We start from the raw sequence: 16788 nt of genomic DNA, 5'->3' as shown, positions 1-16788 counted from the left end.
CCGTGTCCGATCCCGGCAGCCTGTTCACCCGAACCCTGTGCGACGTCGTGGGCCGCGACGCACTCACCACCCGACTGTCGGAGGAGTTCGTCTTCGCCGACCTGGGCGCGGACGCCGTGCGCTCGCTCCTGACCTTCGAGGACCTCAACCGGCTGCTGGCCGACTGCGCCCCGGAACCGCCCCGGCTGCGGCTGCACCGGGACGGGTCCCCGGTTCCGCTCGACCGCTACACCGACCGCACCCGGGTCTCGCGCGCCGACCGCCGGACCATCCGCCCCGAGTCGCTCTACCGGGAACTGCGTTCGGGGGCCAGTCTGGTGCTGGACGGCGTCGACCGGATGCACCCGCCGGTCGGAGCGGCCGCCGACGACCTCATGCGTCTGACCCGGGAGCGCGCGCAGGCCAACCTGTACCTGATCTGGGGAGAGTCGCGGGGGTTCGACACCCACTGGGACGACCACGACACGGTGATCGTGCAGCTGGAGGGTGAGAAGCACTGGCAGGTACACGGCCCCGGCTCGCGCCCGTTCCCGATGAAGAACGACACCGACCACGCGCACACCCCGCCCCGTGACGCGGACGGCGAGCCGCACCTGGTGTGGGAGGGGGTGCTGCGGCCCGGTCAGGTGATTCACGTGCCGCGCGGCTGGTGGCACACGGTGACCGGCACCGGCGAGGTCAGCATGCACCTGACCTTCGGATTCACACGCGCCACCGGTATCGACTGGGCGGACGCGCTGGTACGCGAGCTGTTCGAGGAGGAGGCGTTCCGGCGGGACCTGCCCCGCTTCGCCGATCCGGACACGCGCCGCAAGCACCGGCACGAGCTGGTGGCACGCGTCACGGAGCTGGCGGAGCGTCTGGATCTGGACACCTTCCTCGCCGAGCGTGACGCCCGCTTCCCGCGCCGCACCTCGTTCTCCCTGCCATGGCCGGTGGAGGACGGCGCGCCTCCGGGGCACGCCCGGGTCGAGTTCGTCCCGATCCTGCCGCCCCCGGTGGTGCGCGAGGGTGAGGGTCCCGGCGCCCGAGTGGCCGTGACCGTGGCCGGTAAGCGGTACCGGTTGCCGGTCCTGGCGGAACCGGTGCTGGAGGCGCTGGCACGGCACCGGGAGCTGTCCGTGACGGCGTTGGCCGACCTCGCCGGTGTGGAGGCCGAGGCGTGTGGGCGGGTGGTGGCCGCGCTCGCCCGCCACCACCTGGTGCTGGTGCGCTGAGTTTCGGGGACGGGAGCGTTGTCGACGCGCGGCCGGGGTTCGGGCCCCGCCCGCGGTTCCGGTCCCCGTCCCCTCAGTCCCCCGCCCGGTCCCGCCCGGTGGAGCGCACGTAGGCGTCGACCCCGTCGAGGATGCGCTGGATCGCGAAGCCCAGACCGCCCATCGCTCCGTCCTCTTCCCGGTAGCCGGGCGGTTCCTCGGCGAAGGTTCCCTGGTCCAGGGCCCACAGGAGGGTCGGGTACTCCTCGGGGTCCAGGACCCCGCGCAGGCCCCGGACCCACTCGTCTCCCTCGTTGTCCAGGGGTACGCCGCGCTCGCGCGCGGCGCGGGCGATGTCCTGTTCCATACGGAACAGGTCCCTGAGGGAGTAGGTCAGCAACAGCAGGATCTGGAGCGACTCGGGGGCGTCGAGGCCGGAGGCGGCGATCTCACGCAGTCCGGCCTCCATCCACCGCAGGCCGTTGGGGCCGCTCGGCGGGCCCGACTGCGGGACGTAGGCGGCCCAGGGGTGCCTGCGGTACTGGGCGAGGGCTCCGTGGCACCACTCCTCCGTACCGGCCCGCCAGTCGCCGTCGTCACGGGGCCCGGCGGGGTGCTGGGACATCGCGGCGTCCTGCATGAAGACGAGCAGGTCCTCCTTGCTGTCCACGTGCCGGTAGAGCGACATGGTGGTGAAGCCGAGCTCCCGGGCCACGCGCTGCATGGAGACCGCGTCCAGGCCCTCGGCGTCGGCCACCGCCACGGCGGCCTCCACGACCGCCGCGCGGCTGAGTTTCGGTTTGGGTCCGCGTCGTGGCGTCTCCCGCCGCCCCCACAGGAGTTCGATCTCGCGGGTGGTCCCCGCCGGCCGCTCGTCGCTCGTCATACCCCGCCCGTCGTCGCCTCCCACACGGGTCCGCCGCCGGGCCCCGTCGCCGTGGTTGACACCCATCCTAGAACTGTGTACTACTTACACTAATACGTTTATGACATACACAGTTTCTGAGGAGTCACCATGGTAGCGACCCCTCCCCCGGCCGTCGAGGCCAGGGGACTCCACAAGCGCTACGGCGACACCCGCGCCCTGGACGGACTCGACCTCACCGTGGAACCGGGCACCGTCCTCGGCCTGCTCGGTCCCAACGGAGCCGGGAAGACCACGACGGTGCGCGCCCTGGCCACCCTGGTCCGCCCGGACTCCGGAACCGCCGCCGTCTGCGGTCACAGCGTGCTCACCGAGCCCGCGCTGGTCCGCTCCGTCATCGGACTCACCGGCCAGTACGCCTCCGTCGACGAGATCCTGACCGCGAGGGAGAACCTCGTGATGTTCTCCCTCCTGTACGGGTTCGACCGCACCGGAGCACGCGACCGCGCCGAGGAGCTGTTGGAACGCTTCGACCTCGTCGAGGCCGCCGACCGCCCCGCCAGCGGGTACTCCGGCGGGATGCGGCGCCGCCTCGACCTGGCGGTCAGCCTCATCCAGGAGCCGCGTGTCCTGTTCCTCGACGAACCCACCACCGGCCTGGACCCGCGCAGCCGCATGCGGGTGTGGGACGCCGTGCGCGACCTCGTCCGCGGCGGCGCCACCGTGCTGCTCACCACCCAGTACCTGGAGGAGGCCGACCAGCTCGCCGACAGGGTCGCGGTCATCGACCGCGGCCGGGTGATCGCCGAGGGCACCCCCGACGCCCTCAAGGGCCAGGTCGGCGGGGACCGCCTCGACGTACTCGTCCACGACCCCGCCGACCTGTCCGCCGTCGCCGACCTCCTCGGCGACGCCCTGTCCGCGCCCGCCAGCGTGCACCGCGACGAACGACGGGTCAGCGTGCCCGCCGAGAACCGCATGGCCGCCCTCACCGGGGCCGTGCGCGCCCTCGACGGCTCCGGCCTGGGCGTCACCGACCTCGGAGTGCGCCGACCGAGCCTCGACGAGGTCTTCCTGGGCCTGACCGGGACCGCGACGACGACCACGACAACCACCGAAGAGGTCTCCCGATGACCGCCACCCGCCCCACCCCGACCCAGCCCGCCCGTACCGGAGCCCCCACTCGGGGACGCGTCCCCGGCTCGGGGGCCGGGACCTGGTCCGACGTCCTGGTCCTGAGCCGACGCAACCTGCGGCACATGCTCCGCGACCCCTTCGAGCTGGCCATCGCGATCAGCATGCCCCTGCTGATGGTCCTGCTCTTCGGCTACGTGTTCGGCGACGTGATGTCGAGCGGCGGCGCCGACCACTACCGCGCCTTCCTGGTGCCCGCCATGCTGGCCATGGTGATGGTCTACGGCATCGCCGGGACGTCGGCCGGGATCGCCCGGGACTCCTCGCGCGACGTCATGAGCCGCTTCCGCTCCATGCCGATGACACCGATGGCCGTCCTGGGCGCGCGCACGCTGACCGACATGCTGCGCGCCGTCCTGGAGATCGCGCTGCTGCTGGGCTGCGGCGCGCTGATGGGCTGGCGCTTCGAGGACGGCCCGGTCCGGGCGCTGGCCGCCGTGGGCCTGCTGCTGCTCTTCCGCTTCGCCCTCGTGTGGGTCGGCGTCCTGGCGGGTCTGTACGCCACCAACCCGGACGCCGCGAGCATGCTCGTCTACCCGCTCGCGTTCCCGCTCACCATGCTGTCCACGAGCTTCCTGCCCTCGTCCGCGATGCCCTCGTGGCTGAGCCCGATCGCCGAGTGGAACCCGCTGTCAGCGGTGGTCACCGCCACCCGTGAGCTGTTCGGCAACGAGGTGCTGCCCTCCGACACCTGGCCCGCGCAGAACGCCCTGCTGCTGGCGGTGATCGTGCCCGCGGCGCTGCTGGCCGTGAGCGTACCGCTGGCGTTGCGCCGCTTCCGCGGCCTGGCCGACTGACCGGCCGACCTTCGGGAGAAACGGGGCCATGTTTGGGCAAACCTCCAGGCGGACACATTGCGGGGGTCCGGATAGTTAGGGTAGCCTCACTTCACGGGCACACGTGAACCGGGCCCTCCGACGGTCGCCGCCGTACGACCCGGACCCACCGGTTCCGTTCCGCGACGAAGGGTTGCCAGGTGAGTCCAGATCCGCTCGACGCCCTGCGCGGCGCCAGCGCGCGGCTGAAGTTCGCGCCGCTGCCGACGTTCACCACCTCCGACGCCCTCCACGGGCGCCCGGCGGAGGGTACCCAGTTCCACTCGGTCGCCTCCATGACCGGGGACGGCTGGCTCCCGGTCCTGTTCGACAAGCTCAGGACCGAGCACGGCCCCGGTCACCGGCTGCCCGCCGCCACCAACTTCCTGCGCGTGACCCTGCGCGAGCCCGTCTTCCTGGTCGCCTCCTGCCTGTACCTGACCGGACGCGGGCCGCTCCTCACACCCGGCTCCCTGTACCTGCCCTGGGACACGCGCTCGAGCCGGTTCGGCACACCGGCCGTGGCCGACACGCGTACCGTGGTCCTGCCCGACGACCCCGCCGTCGGCCACCCCGACACCGTGCTGGCCCGCGACGAGGACCACCAGCTGCGGCTGGTCGCCGAAGCCCTGTTCGCCACCGTCGGCCCCCTGGTCGACTCCCTGCACGCCCACTCGCGGGCCGGTCGCCGCACCCTGTGGGGCTGGGTCCTGGACACCCTGCACTTCTACATGCTCAACCCCGCCCGCTACCTCGGCCGCGACGCCGAACAGGCCTGGGATCTGGCCACCCGGCTCGGTGACGCGGTGGTCGAGGCGGGGGCCGTCACCCGCAGACGCCCGCGCCTGTTCCCCTTCGCACCCGACCACCCCCGCGGTACCTGGGCGGTCCGGGGCACCTGCTGCTTCGACTACAAGGGCGACCCCGAACACGGCTTCTGCACCACCTGCCCGCTCAAGTGCGACAGCGAACGCCGGGAGGACCTGTCGGAGTGGCTGCGCGACCCCGCGCTCGCCCCCTGACGGGCCCCGCGCCGCCGACGCGGTTCAGGTCACGGGAGCCTCGACCGGGCCCGTGAAGTAGGGCTCGAAGAGCACCCGCTCGGCCTCGATCTCACCGGGGACGGTGATCGTCCCGGTCGCGCTCTGCCCGGGTTCCAGGGTCTGCACCCCGAGCTCGTTGGCGTCCATCGCGATCGCGTCGCCCGGGGTGTGCTCGACCCCCTCGGCGTCGACCAGGACGAAGTAGAGCGGGTTGACGTCCAGCGCCTCGGAACCCGAGTTGGTGACGGTCACCTCGACGCTGGTGAAGTCGCCCTCCACATACAGCGAGCTCGGTTCGAACTCGGTGGCGGAGGCGGTGAGCCCCGCCTCCGAGGGAGCGCCCTCCTCCGACGCTCCGCCCCCGGGCTCCTCGACGCCCGGACCCTCTCCGCCGGACACCCTCTGGTCCGCCAGGACCAGGGCCACCGCCGCACAACCGCCCAGGGCGAGCAGGAGGACGAGCAGGACACCGCACCCGATCCCGACGATCTTGCCCCACGGCGTGGGCCGGGAGGGCGGAGGCCCGTAGCCGCCCTGTCCGGGCGGCCCGTACCCGCCGGGTGGGCCGTAACCGACCGGCTCGTTCGGGTATCCGCCGTACCCGGGCGGATACCCCGCGTTCTCGGCACCGGCCTCGCCCGGACCGCTGGGCCCCTGCGAGTACTCCCCCGGTCCGGTCGGCCAGGAGCCGCCCTGTCCGGGGGGCTGCCCCGGCGGCGGACCGTGCGGGGCGGGCCCGCCCGGCGGGGGTGCCATCGGCGGCCCCGGAGCGGGTCCGGGGGGAGGCCAGCCGGTCGAGGGCCAGCCGTACGGCTGTTCGCTCCGTGGCGGACCCCCGTGCGGCGGCGGGCCTCCGTGGAGCGCCCCGCCCGGGTACGGTCCGCCGGGAGGCGGCGCGTACGAGGGCTGGTCCGGCGCGGGGGTGCCGTAGCCGTGCTCCGCGCCCGAGGGGGTCCCGTGCGGGGGCTCCCCCGGCGGCTGCGGACCGCCCTCGGCCGGGTCCCCGGGGTCTCCCGGCCGCCACTCCTCCGGCGGGTGGTGGTTGACGGGGTCCCGGTCCGGCCGCTCCCCGGCGCCCTCGTCGGGCTCGCGATCACTCACCCACACCACCCCTTCGTCCGCCAGCGCGGCCCGCCGCGAACGGCGGACCCCTCCAGAACCGCACCGTAGCCGCGCGGAGGGCGCCCGAAGCCGAGCGCAACGGGCCTTTACGATAAAGGTCAGGAAGTGTTTGCCCGCGTGCGCAGGGCCAGCGCGAACACCGGCACGGTGAACAGGGCGGCGAACAGGCTCAGGCCACCGAAACCGACCGTCGCGAGCACCATGCCGGACACCCCCGCGGCCGAGGCGGCGCCCAGGTTCATCGCCAGGTCGCCGACCCCCTGCGCGCGGGGGCGCACCCCGGCCGGCAGCGACTCCGCGAGCAGGGTGCTGGCGGAGACCAGGCCGAAGGACCAGCCGAGGCCGAGCAGCACCAGCCCGACCGTCACCTGGAGGGCGTGGTGCCCGGCCGTACCGGAGACGGCCGCCGCGACCAGCAGGAGCACCTGCCCGACGATCAGCGTGGGCACCCGGCCGACGCGGTCGGCCAGCCACCCCACGAGCGGCGACAGCCCGTACATTCCGGCGATGTGCAGGGAGATGGTCAGTCCGATCACGGTGAGCGCGGCCCCGTGGTGCGACAGGTGGACCGGCGTCATCGTCATGATCGCGACCATCACCGTGTGGCTGGCCACGACCCCGACCACCGCCAGCAGCGCTGCCGGGGTCCGACCGATCGCCCGCAGCGCGTCGGCCAGACCGACCCGCCCCTCGGGTTCGCGGCCCCGGTCCCGTTCGGCCCGCGCCGCCTCGGCGGTAGCGGTGAGCAACGGGTCCGGGCGCAGCAGGACGGCGATCAGCACGGCGCCGCCCAGGAATCCGGCGGTGGTGAGCAGTACCGGGCCCAGGAGGTCCGGCAACCCCAGACGGGCGGCCAGGCCTCCGGTCGGACCGACGAGGTTGGGGCCGACCACCGAACCCGCCGTGGTCGCCCACACCACCAGGGACAGGTCGCGGCCACGGGTGCGTTCGGTGGCCAGGTCCGCGGCCGCGTGCCGGGCCTGGAGGTTCGTGGCGGTTCCGGCGCCGACCAGCAGCATGCCCAGGAGGAAGAGGGGAAAGGACTCCGCGAGTGCGGCGGCGATGACCACGGTCCCGCCCAGCGCTCCGAAGAACCAGCCCAGGGCCAGACCGGGACGCCGCCCGCTCCGGGAGGCCAACGAGGCCAGGGGGAGCGCGAACACGGCCGCACCGAGGGTGATCATGGTCGTGGCCATTCCCGACCACGTGTCGGAACCGCTGAGGTCGAGGGCGATGAGCGCCCCGACAGCCAGCATGGCACCCATGCCAACACTCCCGACGACCTGGGCGAACACCAGGACCAGGACCGTGCGGCGCTGGAGGCGGGCGCGCCCCGTCTCGGAGAGGGGACGATCGTGCTGGCTGGTTTCTGGGGACAAGGGGCGTTTTCTCCGATTCGTCCGGCTCGCGGATGCATCGTAGCCCCGTGCCCGGGCCCGGGCCAGGTCCTGGGGTCGTCGAACCTCACGCTCCCGCGCGGCCGCGCCCGTAGCGCCACCTCAGGAAGTCGTGCTCGCGTTCGACGTAGCGCATCTCGGCGTAGAGCAGGTCGGGGTCGTCTGCGTGCACCACCACACCCCCGACGGGGATCACCGGCCAGGCGGCGAAGGCCCAGAAGCACCGGGTGTAGCACCCCCAGAGCACGACCCACGCGCCCTGCTTCTGCCACTCGATGTGCGCGGCGACCAGCCGCCGTTCCTCGTCCCGTTCGTCCATGGCGCCACTGGACATACCCGGGACCCGGAGGTCCGATCAGGCCGGAACCGGCCATCCGGCGGGGTTTTCGGCCCGCCGCACCGGTTCGTCACCCGCTGGGGGCCGACGCGGGCGCCCGTGCCGGGGCACGGGCGCGCCGTCGCGGTGATCCGCCTCAGCGCCCCGCGACCTGGTCGCTGCCGGGGACCGGCTCGGCCGGGTCGTTGCCCAGGGCGACGATCCGGTTCCGCTCGTCGACGTGCACGATGTGCTGGACGTGGTCGGCGCGCTCGCGCTCGTCCACCTGCGCGTAGCCGATGATGATCACCAGGTCGCCGGGACTGACCAGTCGCGCGGCGGCACCGTTGATCCCGATCACCCCGCTGCCCCGCTCACCCACCAGAGCGTAGGTGACCAGGCGGGCGCCGTTGTCGATGTCGACGATGTGGACCTGCTCGCCGTCGACGATGTCGGCGGCGTCCATCAGGTCGGCGTCGATGGTGACCGATCCGACGTAGTGCAGGTCGGCCTGGGTGACCGTCGCCCGGTGGATCTTGCCGTTCATGAGGGTACGCAGCATGGCTGAAGCCTCGATTCAGGAGGTGTGGCGGACTACAGGCCCCCGTAGGGGTCCCGTGCACCTCCCATGATGGCGCCCCGTATGGCCCGTTTCGACCACCGGGGCACCACTGTGCCCGGTTCCGACCCTAGGTCAGGGAGGAATAGGCCACCACACCGCGTCGGACGAGATCGGCCGCCTTGCGGGCGGTCCCGCGCACATGCGGGTCGACCGCGGCCCCCGCGATCTGGCTGAGCATGTCCGTGAGCATCTTCGCCGTGCGGACGAAGTCACCCGCGGTCATGTCCGACTGGCGCAGGATCGCGTCCAGCCGGTCGCCGCGCGCCCACCGGTGCGCGGTCCACACGAATCCCAGGTCGGGCTGGCGCAGGAACGACACCCGGTGGCGCGACTCGACCTCGTTGAGCTCGCCCCACAGCCGCGTCATCTCCGCCAGGGCCTCCTCCACCTTCCCCTCGGGCAGGCGCGGGTAGGCGTCGTCGCCGCGTCGCGCCTCGTAGACCAGCGCGGCGGCGCAGGAGGCCAACTCCACCGGGTTGAGGTCCTCCCACACCCCCCGGCGCAGGCACTCGGCGACCAGCAGGTCGAGCTCGGAGTAGATCTTGGCCAGCTTGCCGCCGTCCTCGGAGACGTCGTCGCCGGTCAGGTACTCCAGGTCCTCCAGCACCCCGCACACCCGGTCGAAAGTGCGGGAGATGACGTGCGAACGCCCCTCCACCCGACGCCGCAGCGCGTCGGTCTCCTTCTGGAGGCGGAAGTACCGCTCCGCCCAACGGGCGTGGTCCTCGCGGTCGGAGCAGCCGTGGCAGGGGTGTTCCCTGAGGGCGGCGCGCAACCGGCGGACCTCGGAGTCCTCCTGTGCGCCCCGGTTTCCGCCCCGCTCGTAGGAGGGGTCGGTGCCCTCCTGCCTGAGCTTGTTGCGCAGGGTGGAGGCCAGGTCCTGGCGCGAACGCGGCGAGCGCGCGGAGAACGACTTGGGGATGCGCATCCGCCCCGAGGGGTGCACCGGCACCGGGAAGTCGCTGGAGTTGACCCGTTTGACCTGCTTGTCCACCGTGAGCACCAGGGGGGCGGGCAGGTCGTGCTTGAGTCCGGGGTCCAGGACCACGGCGTGCCCGGAGTAGCGACCGGCCGGAATACGGATGATGTCGCCCGGCCGGAGCCGCTCCAGGCTCTCCAACGCCTCGTCGCGCCGCTGCGCCGAACGGTTCCTGGCCAGCATCGCCTCGCGGTCGCTCAGCGCCCTGCGCAGACCGGCGTACTCCATGAAGTCACCGAGGTGGCACTCGGCCGCCCTGGCGTACCCCTCCAGCGCCTCCTCGTGCTTACGCAGCTGCTTGACCAGACCCACCACCGCTCGGTCGGCCTGGAACTGCGCGAAGGAGGCCTCCAGCATGTTCCGGCTGCGCTGGCGGCCGACCTGGCCGACCAGGTTGACGGCCATGTTGTACGAGGGCTGGAAACTGGAGTTGAGCGGGTAGGTGCGGGTACCGGCCAGGCTCGCCACCGACTCGGGGTCGGTCCCGGCCTGCCACACGACGACGGCGTGCCCCTCCACGTCGATGCCGCGCCGACCGGCGCGCCCGGTGAGCTGTGTGTACTCACCCGGCGTGAGCGAGGCGTGGGTCTCGCCGTTCCACTTGTCGAGCTTCTCGATCACGACCGTGCGCGCGGGCATGTTGATACCCAGGGCCAGCGTCTCCGTGGCGAAGACGGCCCGGATGAGCCCCTTGGAGAACAGGTGCTCGACGATCTCCTTGAAGGTGGGCAGCATCCCCGCGTGGTGGGCGGAGATGCCCGCCTCCAGCGCGCGCAGCCAGGAGTCGAAGCCCAGCACGGTCAGGTCGGCGCGCGGGATGTCCGCACAGCGCGACTCCGCGTACTCGCGGATGTAGGCGGCCTCCTCGGGAGTGGTCAGCTCCAGCCCGGAGGCCACGCACTGGCGGACGGCGTCGTCGCACCCGGCCCGGCTGAAGATGAAGGTGATCGCCGGGAGCAGACCCTCCGCGTCCAGCTCCTCGATGATCATCGGCCGCGAGGGCGGGGCGAAGCGCGTGCGCGGGCGCACGTTGCCCCGTGCCCGTGTCTGCGGGTGGCGACGGCGGTTGGCGAGCTGGGTGGTGCGCGCGTCGTCCTCCGCCGTACGGGTGAGCTGCGGGTTGATGAGCAGCTTGCGCCCGCCCACCTGGATCTCCCGCGGCCGCTGGTGCTGCGCCCGTCGGCGTTCGCGCCTGCGCCGGCCCCGGCCGCCGCCCTCCCCGTCGTCGTCCTCCTCCTCCGGACGCTCCTCCACGAACAGGTCGTGGATGCGCCGGCCCACCATGACGTGCTGCCACAGCGGGACCGGGCGCTTCTCGTCGACGATCACCGTGGTGTCGCCGCGCACCTGCTGGAGCCACTCGCCGAACTCCTCGGCGTTGCTGACGGTCGCGGAGAGGGCGACCATCCGCACCGACTCCGGGAGGTGGATGATCACCTCCTCCCAGACCGCGCCGCGGAACCGGTCGGCGAGGTAGTGCACCTCGTCCATGACCACGTAGGCCAGACCGCCCAGGGTGGACGAGCCCTCGTAGAGCATGTTGCGCAGCACCTCGGTGGTCATGACGACCACGGGTGCCTCACCGTTGACGCTGTTGTCACCGGTGAGGAGGCCGACCTGGTCGGCGCCGTAGCGCTTGACCAGGTCGTTGTACTTCTGGTTGGACAGGGCCTTGATCGGCGTGGTGTAGAAGCACTTGGTGCCCTCGTCGAGGGCCTGGTGCACGGCGAACTCGCCGACCACGGTCTTACCGGAACCGGTCGGGGCGGCGACCAGCACCCCGTGTCCGCTCTCCAGGGCCTTGCAGGCCCGGATCTGGAAGGGGTCGAACTCGAACCCGTACAGGCCTTGGAAGGCCTCGATCGCGGCGCTGGAGGCGCTCTGGCGCCTGCGGAAGGCGGCGTAACGCTCGGAGTGACTACTCATAGGACGTCCAGCCTATGAGGTCAGCTCCAACATCTCGACCGACTTCGGCACCACCTCGCACACCAGGGTCGGCGCCCCCGTGGGCTCCCCGTCCGCGTACGCGGTACCGGCCTCGCCGCGGATGGTGACCCGGCGTCCCCGCGCGAAGACCACCTCGTCCAGTTCCAGGTGGCTGCCGTTGAAGACCCGGGGGAACAGGCGGAGGAAGCGGCCGAGCGGCCCCTGCCGCACGAACACCACGTCGAGTAGCCCGTCGTCGGGGACGGCCTCGGCGCACACGTGCATCCCGCCGCCGTAGGCGCTGGTGTTACCGACCGCCACGAGCATCCCGGGCTCGGCGATCCGACGGTCGTCGACGTCGATCCGGAAGTCGATGGGCCGGAAGGAACGGAGCTCGGCGACGAACCCGACGAGATAGCCGAACCGGCCCATCCCGAACCGGAAGTTGTTCACCCGTTCGTTGACCCGGGCGTCGAAACCGCAGGCCAGCACACTCATGTAGTACCGCTGGCGGCCGTCGGCGGTGGTCAGGCGGACGACGTCGCTGGCCCGTGTGCGCCCGGCCAGGATCGCCTCGGCCATTCTGTCGGGCGAACCCTTGGGGACGCCGAAGGCGCGGGCGACGTCGTTGCCGCTGCCCGCCGGGATGACGGCGAGGGGCACACCCGTGCCCACCACGCCCTGGAGAACCTGGTGTACCAGGCCGTCACCGCCCACCGCCACCAGGGCGTCGGGGCGGTCGGCCGCGGCCAACCTGGCCAGCCTGCGGCTGTCCGCGGCCGACCGTCCGGTGTAGACGTGAACGCGCGCGCCCCGCGCGCGCAGGGCCTCCTTGAGCCGCACGGCGATGACGGCGGCGCGGCCGCGGCCGGAGGCCGGGTTGGCCACAAGAGCGATATGAGGGGACATGGTCCGGTCCTCTGCTACCCACATCTGGGGACGAAAGGGTGTACGGGTCGGGTGAGGAACCCGCACACCCGCGCGCCCGGGTGTGGGTGAACCGCTCAGTCGTCCTCGGTCGTGGACTCCCGCTCGGATTCCTCACGTTGGCGGCGATGGTACTCCTCCATCGCCTCCGGTGTGTTCAGAGGGGAGGGAACCCACGTCGCCTCGACCTCGGTCTCGCCGCGCTGGATCGCGATCTCCTCCTCGGTGAGGTACTCCTCGGGGATGTCGAACTCACCGTCGCGGGCGCCCAGGACGAAGGCCTCCCACTCCTGGGGGGTGAAGAACAGGGTGCCCTTCTCCGGGGACTTGCCGTCGCGCACCGCACGGAAACCGTCGTCGAACTCGGCGACCTCCACGACCGCCTCGGACTCCTCCTTGGACAGGGAGGAGCGCAGCCACACCGCGTGGGTGGTGTCGTGCCACTTCTCGTTTCCCATGGCCTCGGGCGGCAGTTCCCTCTTGGTCTCTGTCTGCTCGCTCATCAGCACTTCCTAGTCCGGGAACCCGTTCGGGGCGGGCTCCGTGGTGTCTCAGCGGTGAGAGGGGGCGGCACCGGGCGGCGGTCGGGCGGACCGGCCCGCAGGTGGCCCACGGTCTCCCCCGCCGACCCTAACGCGTCGGCGGTTCGCTCAGGAACGCCGGCCCGAACCACCGTCGGAGTCGGTGTCCTCCAGGGGGAGGGGCGTGTGGTCCAGTTCGGAGGGCTGGTCGTCGAGCTCGGAGATCTCGTCGTCGTCCAGCGTGCTCGTGGGGTCGCGGCGCTTCTTGCGGCGATCGTTGAAGAAGCAGAACACCTCGGCGATCTCGAACAGGATCACGAGGGGCACGGCCAGGGCGAGCATCGAGATCGGCTCGGCCGGGGTGATGACGGCGGCCACCAGGAAGGCGGAGAAGATGATCACCCGGCGCCACTTGGCGATGGCCTCGTGGGAGAGGATGCCCACGATGTTGAGCAGGACCACCAGCAGCGGCATGACGAAGCCCAGGCCGAACATGCTCATCATGATGAGCATGTAGCTGAGGTACTCGCCGATGGTCAGATAGGGGTCCGCGTCGTCGGGCAGGAACCCGAAGAGCATCTGGAGCGCCAGCGCGGTGATCGAGTACGCCAGGGCCGCTCCGGCGACGAAGAGGACCCCGGCCAGCGGGGCGAAGATGTACGCGTACTTCTTCTCACCGCTGTGCAGCGCCGGGGCGACGAAGGCCCACAGCTGGTAGAGCCAGAGCGGGGCGGTGACCAGGGCTCCGACGAAGATCCAGACCTTGAAGGCCACGAAGAAGGCGTCGAAGGGGCCCGTGACGATGAGGGAACAGCCGCCGCCGTCGACCACCTGGGAGGCGGGCAGCGAACAGTAGGGCTTGGTCAGGAAGTCCCAGATCTGGTCGTAGAAGACGAAGCCGACCACGGCTCCCAGGCACAGGATGAGGAGCACCTTGGCCAACCTGTTGCGCAGTTCGCGCAGGTGGTCCATGAGGGGCATCCGGGCGTCCGGGTTCGCCGAGCGGCTTCGGGGCCTCATCTCGCGGTCACTCTCTTCTCCTTGGGCCCGCTGCGGGGCGGGCGCTCCCCGCTGGCGACAGCCGACCGGCGCGGCACCTCGCCGGTGCCACGCCGGTCCGCCGGGACGGTCTAGTTGTTGTAGGTCTGGTTGGTCGGCTCACCGGACTCGTTGACGATGCGCTGGCCGGGGGGCAGCTGCGGGTAGCCCTGCTGCTGCGCCTGCTGGTTCTGCGACGACGTGTTCTGCGGAGCCTGCTGCTGCGGCTGCTGGGCCTGCTGTTGGGCCTGCTGACCCTGCTGGCCCTCGCTCTCGTTGGCGTCGTCGTCGACCAGGCCCTTGCTCTCGGCCTTGAGGATGCGCGCGCTGCGCCCCAGGGAACGGGCCAGGTCCGGAAGCTTCTTGGCTCCGAACAGCAGGATGGCCAGGATCACCAGGATGGCGATGGTAGGTCCGTTGAACGGTCCCATGGTTCTACCTCTCTGTGGGGCGCGACCAGGCGCCTCTGATGGTACGCGCGTTCGTCCGCGGGGCCGTCATGTCCCAGCACCGCCACGGCGGACGCGCTCACGCAGGTCAGCGCGGCTCGCCTGGTACCCGCCCGCCGCCCGTGTCACCTCGGCGGACAGCGCGGAGGCCGCTCGGCGCACCCTCAGCGCGAGGGCGCCGGCGGCGAGGACTCCTGCGCAGAACACACCGCAGAGGACAGCGAAGGCGATCACGGATTCACCATACTCCTTCCTCCGTGACCCGCACCCCACCCCCCGGTGAACAGGTCGGCGTCACTCGGGCGACGAAGTGGTCTCGACCAATCCGACCGGGTCTCGAGCGGTGCGGTAGTGGCCCAGGGCGCGTTCGGCCTCGGTGCGCACGTCCTTGGCCAGGACCGTCGGAGACACCACCCGCCCCTCCCGCCCCAGGGAGAGCGCCAACCGGGTCACCCACGCCGGGGCCGGGGTACGCAGGGTCGCCCGGGTACCGCCTCCGGGCAGTTCGGACACCGACTCGCACACGTAGTCCTCGGTGACCCAGCGCGCGGACGGCTCCAGTGCCAGCGTTACCAGCGCGTCGCGCTCGGAACGCTGAAGGACCCCGGCGGACAGGTCGCGGCGCGACACACCCTCGGGCACCTGGGCGGCGAAGGGCAGCACGGCCAGTTCCAGGACCCGGTCCAGACGGAACAGCCGCACGTCCTCGCGCAGGTGGCAGTAGCCCTCCAGGAAGGTCTGGCCGTCCTGGACCACCAGGCCCATGGGGTCCACGTCGCGTTCGGTGACCTGGTCCAGGTACCCCGACAGGTAGCGCAGGTGCAGGCGCTGTCCGCCGTTGAGGGCCTCCGCGCAGGTGCGCTGGGTCCGGGCCACCTGGTCGTCCACCTCGACCCGCACCTGTACGGCGTCGGCCAGGTCGCTCACGGCCGACCCCGCGGCCGTGCGCAGCTTCTCCCCCACGCGCCGCAGCGCCCCGCCCTCGACCCCCTGGGCCTCGGGGAGCGCCTCCAGCAGCGACAGGCCCACCACCAGGCTCGCGGCCTCGTCGGCGGTCAGCCGCAGCGGCTGGGCCAGGGTGTCGGCGTTGGCGATGATGATCTCGCCGGTCTCACGAGCCGCGTCCAGGTCCACGTCGATCAGGTCGCCGGGAGTGTACCCGGGCAGGCCGCACATCCAGAGCAGGCTCAGGTCCGAGACCACCTGCTTCTCGCTGAGCCCGAAGTGCCGGGCGACCTCGGGCACCCGTACGTCGCGCCCGAGCGCGTAGGGGACCAGCATGAGGAGCCTGCGCAGCTGGTCGGCCGAGCGCGGACCCCGCGCCGGAGCGTCCGCGCCCGGCGCGTCCTCGACGTCTCCGGCCTCCTCCGCCGCGACCGATCCCTCGACCACTCCCGCCAGGTGGTCCGCCATCGCGGCACGCACCTGTTCGGGTTCGACCACCACCGCGCGAGAGCCGTGCGACGCCACCCTCCGCACCAGCGCCGACGTGCTGGTGAAGGGCAGGGTGAGGGTGTCCCAACCGTCTCCGGTGCTGTCCCGCTCACCCGGGACCACGCGCAACGCGAGCCTGCGCAGGTCGTGGGCGGAGTCGGTGCGCACCCGCAGGACGGCGGTGCGCTCGGGGACGGCGCTCTGCCGGGAGACCACCGACCGCAGGTCCACCCCCTCGGGGACGACCACGTCCGGGCCGGTCCGCAGCACGGTGACCCCGCCCCGCATCCGGCCCAGCCGGAACACCCGGCGGGCGTCGCGCAGCCGGTCGTGGCCGACCAGGTACCAGTGCCCGCGCAGGTTGACGATGCCCCACGGCTCGACCTCGCGCCGCTGGACCGCGCTCTCACCGGGCTTGCGGTAGTCGAACGCGATGGGACGGCGGTCCCGGATCGCCTGCCACACCGGCCCGAAGGCGGGCTCGTCGGTGCGCATCGCCGGGGTCAGTCCCGGAGCGGCCTCGGTGTCGACCGGCACCCCGGCCGAGCGCAGCTTGAACAGGGCGTTGGCGGCCGCCTCCCCGAGGGAGGCGTGCCTCCAGGCCCGGGCCGCCAGGCCGAGCACAACCGCCTCGTCCGGCAGGAGTTCGATCTCGGGCAGCTCGTAGTCGGAGCGGGAGATCCGGTAGCCCTCCTCCCCGCTGAAGGCGTCCCCGGTACCGACCTGGACGGGGATACCGCTGTCGCGCAGCTCCCGCTTGTCCCGCTCGAACATGCGCTTGAAGGCCGACTCGGTCTCGGCCTCGGCGTAGCCCTGGACCGTCGCCCGGATCTCCTGGGCGGTCAGGTGGCGTCGGGTGGACAGCAGGCAGATGACCAGGTTCAGCTGCCGTTCGGTCTTCCTGCGCGACATCGTCCGTACTCCTCTTGCCCGCTGTTGCCCGC

16 protein-coding genes are annotated in these 16788 nt (G+C 72.0%); 4 read left to right on the top strand and 12 right to left on the bottom strand.

The genetic code is table 11. From position 1 onward, the window contains the following. Positions 1–2 precede the first annotated feature (2 nt). Positions 3–1217 (top strand): JmjC domain-containing protein, encoded by a 1215-nt coding sequence (locus ACFYL4_RS10000; RefSeq protein ID WP_357763245.1) that lies wholly within the window; start codon positions 3–5, stop codon positions 1215–1217. Positions 1218–1290: 73 nt separating this feature from the next. Here the strand turns inward: ACFYL4_RS10000 and ACFYL4_RS09995 are convergent, their stop codons facing one another. After that, on the bottom strand, positions 1291–2082 hold the full coding sequence (locus ACFYL4_RS09995; RefSeq protein WP_387518220.1) for a TetR/AcrR family transcriptional regulator: 792 nt from the start codon (positions 2080–2082) through the stop codon (positions 1291–1293). 129 nt (positions 2083–2211) lie between these two features. Here ACFYL4_RS09995 and ACFYL4_RS09990 point away from each other — a divergent pair, with 129 nt between their 5' ends. The 3 genes from ACFYL4_RS09990 to ACFYL4_RS09980 all read left to right on the top strand — a co-directional run bounded on the left by ACFYL4_RS09990 (position 2212) and on the right by ACFYL4_RS09980 (position 5092). Continuing rightward, complete coding sequence (locus ACFYL4_RS09990) at positions 2212–3195, top strand: ATP-binding cassette domain-containing protein (protein WP_357763247.1); 984 nt, start codon at positions 2212–2214, stop codon at positions 3193–3195. Beyond that, complete coding sequence (locus ACFYL4_RS09985) at positions 3192–4052, top strand: ABC transporter permease (RefSeq protein ID WP_387517957.1); 861 nt, start codon at positions 3192–3194, stop codon at positions 4050–4052. Before ACFYL4_RS09990 ends, ACFYL4_RS09985 begins: the two co-directional genes overlap by 4 nt. A gap of 179 nt (positions 4053–4231) precedes the next feature. Beyond that, complete coding sequence (locus ACFYL4_RS09980; RefSeq protein WP_387517955.1) at positions 4232–5092, top strand: (2Fe-2S)-binding protein; 861 nt, start codon at positions 4232–4234, stop codon at positions 5090–5092. A 24-nt stretch (positions 5093–5116) separates the two neighbouring features. Here the strand turns inward: ACFYL4_RS09980 and ACFYL4_RS09975 are convergent, their stop codons facing one another. The 11 genes from ACFYL4_RS09975 to ACFYL4_RS09925 all read right to left on the bottom strand — a co-directional run bounded on the left by ACFYL4_RS09975 (position 5117) and on the right by ACFYL4_RS09925 (position 16756). After that, positions 5117–6214 carry a DUF4352 domain-containing protein gene (locus ACFYL4_RS09975; RefSeq protein WP_387517953.1) on the bottom strand — a complete coding sequence of 366 codons (1098 nt, stop codon included), beginning with the start codon at positions 6212–6214 and terminating at the stop codon, positions 5117–5119. Positions 6215–6333: 119 nt separating this feature from the next. Further along, entirely contained in the window at positions 6334–7614 is a 1281-nt protein-coding gene (locus tag ACFYL4_RS09970) for an MFS transporter (protein ID WP_387517951.1), read from the bottom strand. 85 nt (positions 7615–7699) lie between these two features. Beyond that, a complete protein-coding gene (locus tag ACFYL4_RS09965; protein WP_357763262.1) occupies positions 7700–7951 on the bottom strand; it encodes a hypothetical protein in 252 nt (83 codons plus the stop codon). Positions 7952–8105: 154 nt separating this feature from the next. Beyond that, positions 8106–8510 (bottom strand): aspartate 1-decarboxylase, encoded by a 405-nt coding sequence (gene panD, locus ACFYL4_RS09960; protein WP_387517949.1) that lies wholly within the window; start codon positions 8508–8510, stop codon positions 8106–8108. A gap of 127 nt (positions 8511–8637) precedes the next feature. Next, positions 8638–11475 (bottom strand): DEAD/DEAH box helicase, encoded by a 2838-nt coding sequence (locus ACFYL4_RS09955; RefSeq protein ID WP_387517947.1) that lies wholly within the window; start codon positions 11473–11475, stop codon positions 8638–8640. Positions 11476–11487: 12 nt separating this feature from the next. Further along, entirely contained in the window at positions 11488–12384 is an 897-nt protein-coding gene (locus ACFYL4_RS09950; protein WP_357763269.1) for a YegS/Rv2252/BmrU family lipid kinase, read from the bottom strand. A gap of 95 nt (positions 12385–12479) precedes the next feature. After that, positions 12480–12905, bottom strand: a complete 426-nt coding sequence (locus ACFYL4_RS09945) for a DUF397 domain-containing protein (protein ID WP_357763273.1) — start codon at positions 12903–12905, stop codon at positions 12480–12482. A 147-nt stretch (positions 12906–13052) separates the two neighbouring features. After that, entirely contained in the window at positions 13053–13904 is an 852-nt protein-coding gene (gene tatC / locus ACFYL4_RS09940) for a twin-arginine translocase subunit TatC (RefSeq protein WP_357763445.1), read from the bottom strand. 149 nt (positions 13905–14053) lie between these two features. Then, positions 14054–14392, bottom strand: coding sequence for a Sec-independent protein translocase subunit TatA (tatA, locus tag ACFYL4_RS09935; RefSeq protein WP_387517944.1), 339 nt, complete (start codon positions 14390–14392; stop codon positions 14054–14056). Positions 14393–14458: 66 nt separating this feature from the next. Beyond that, entirely contained in the window at positions 14459–14644 is a 186-nt protein-coding gene (locus ACFYL4_RS09930; RefSeq protein WP_357763278.1) for a hypothetical protein, read from the bottom strand. Between the two features lie 60 nt (positions 14645–14704). After that, positions 14705–16756: a helix-turn-helix transcriptional regulator gene (locus ACFYL4_RS09925; protein ID WP_387517942.1), complete on the bottom strand. Its 2052-nt coding sequence runs from the start codon at positions 16754–16756 to the stop codon at positions 14705–14707. Between the last annotated feature and the right edge of the window lie 32 nt (positions 16757–16788).

It is taken from the genome of Nocardiopsis sp. NPDC006938, from assembly GCF_042869555.1.
Lineage (GTDB): Bacteria > Actinomycetota > Actinomycetes > Streptosporangiales > Streptosporangiaceae > Nocardiopsis.
The sequence above is the reverse complement of the archived record's forward strand: the minus strand, read 5'-3'. Positions and strand labels throughout refer to the sequence as shown.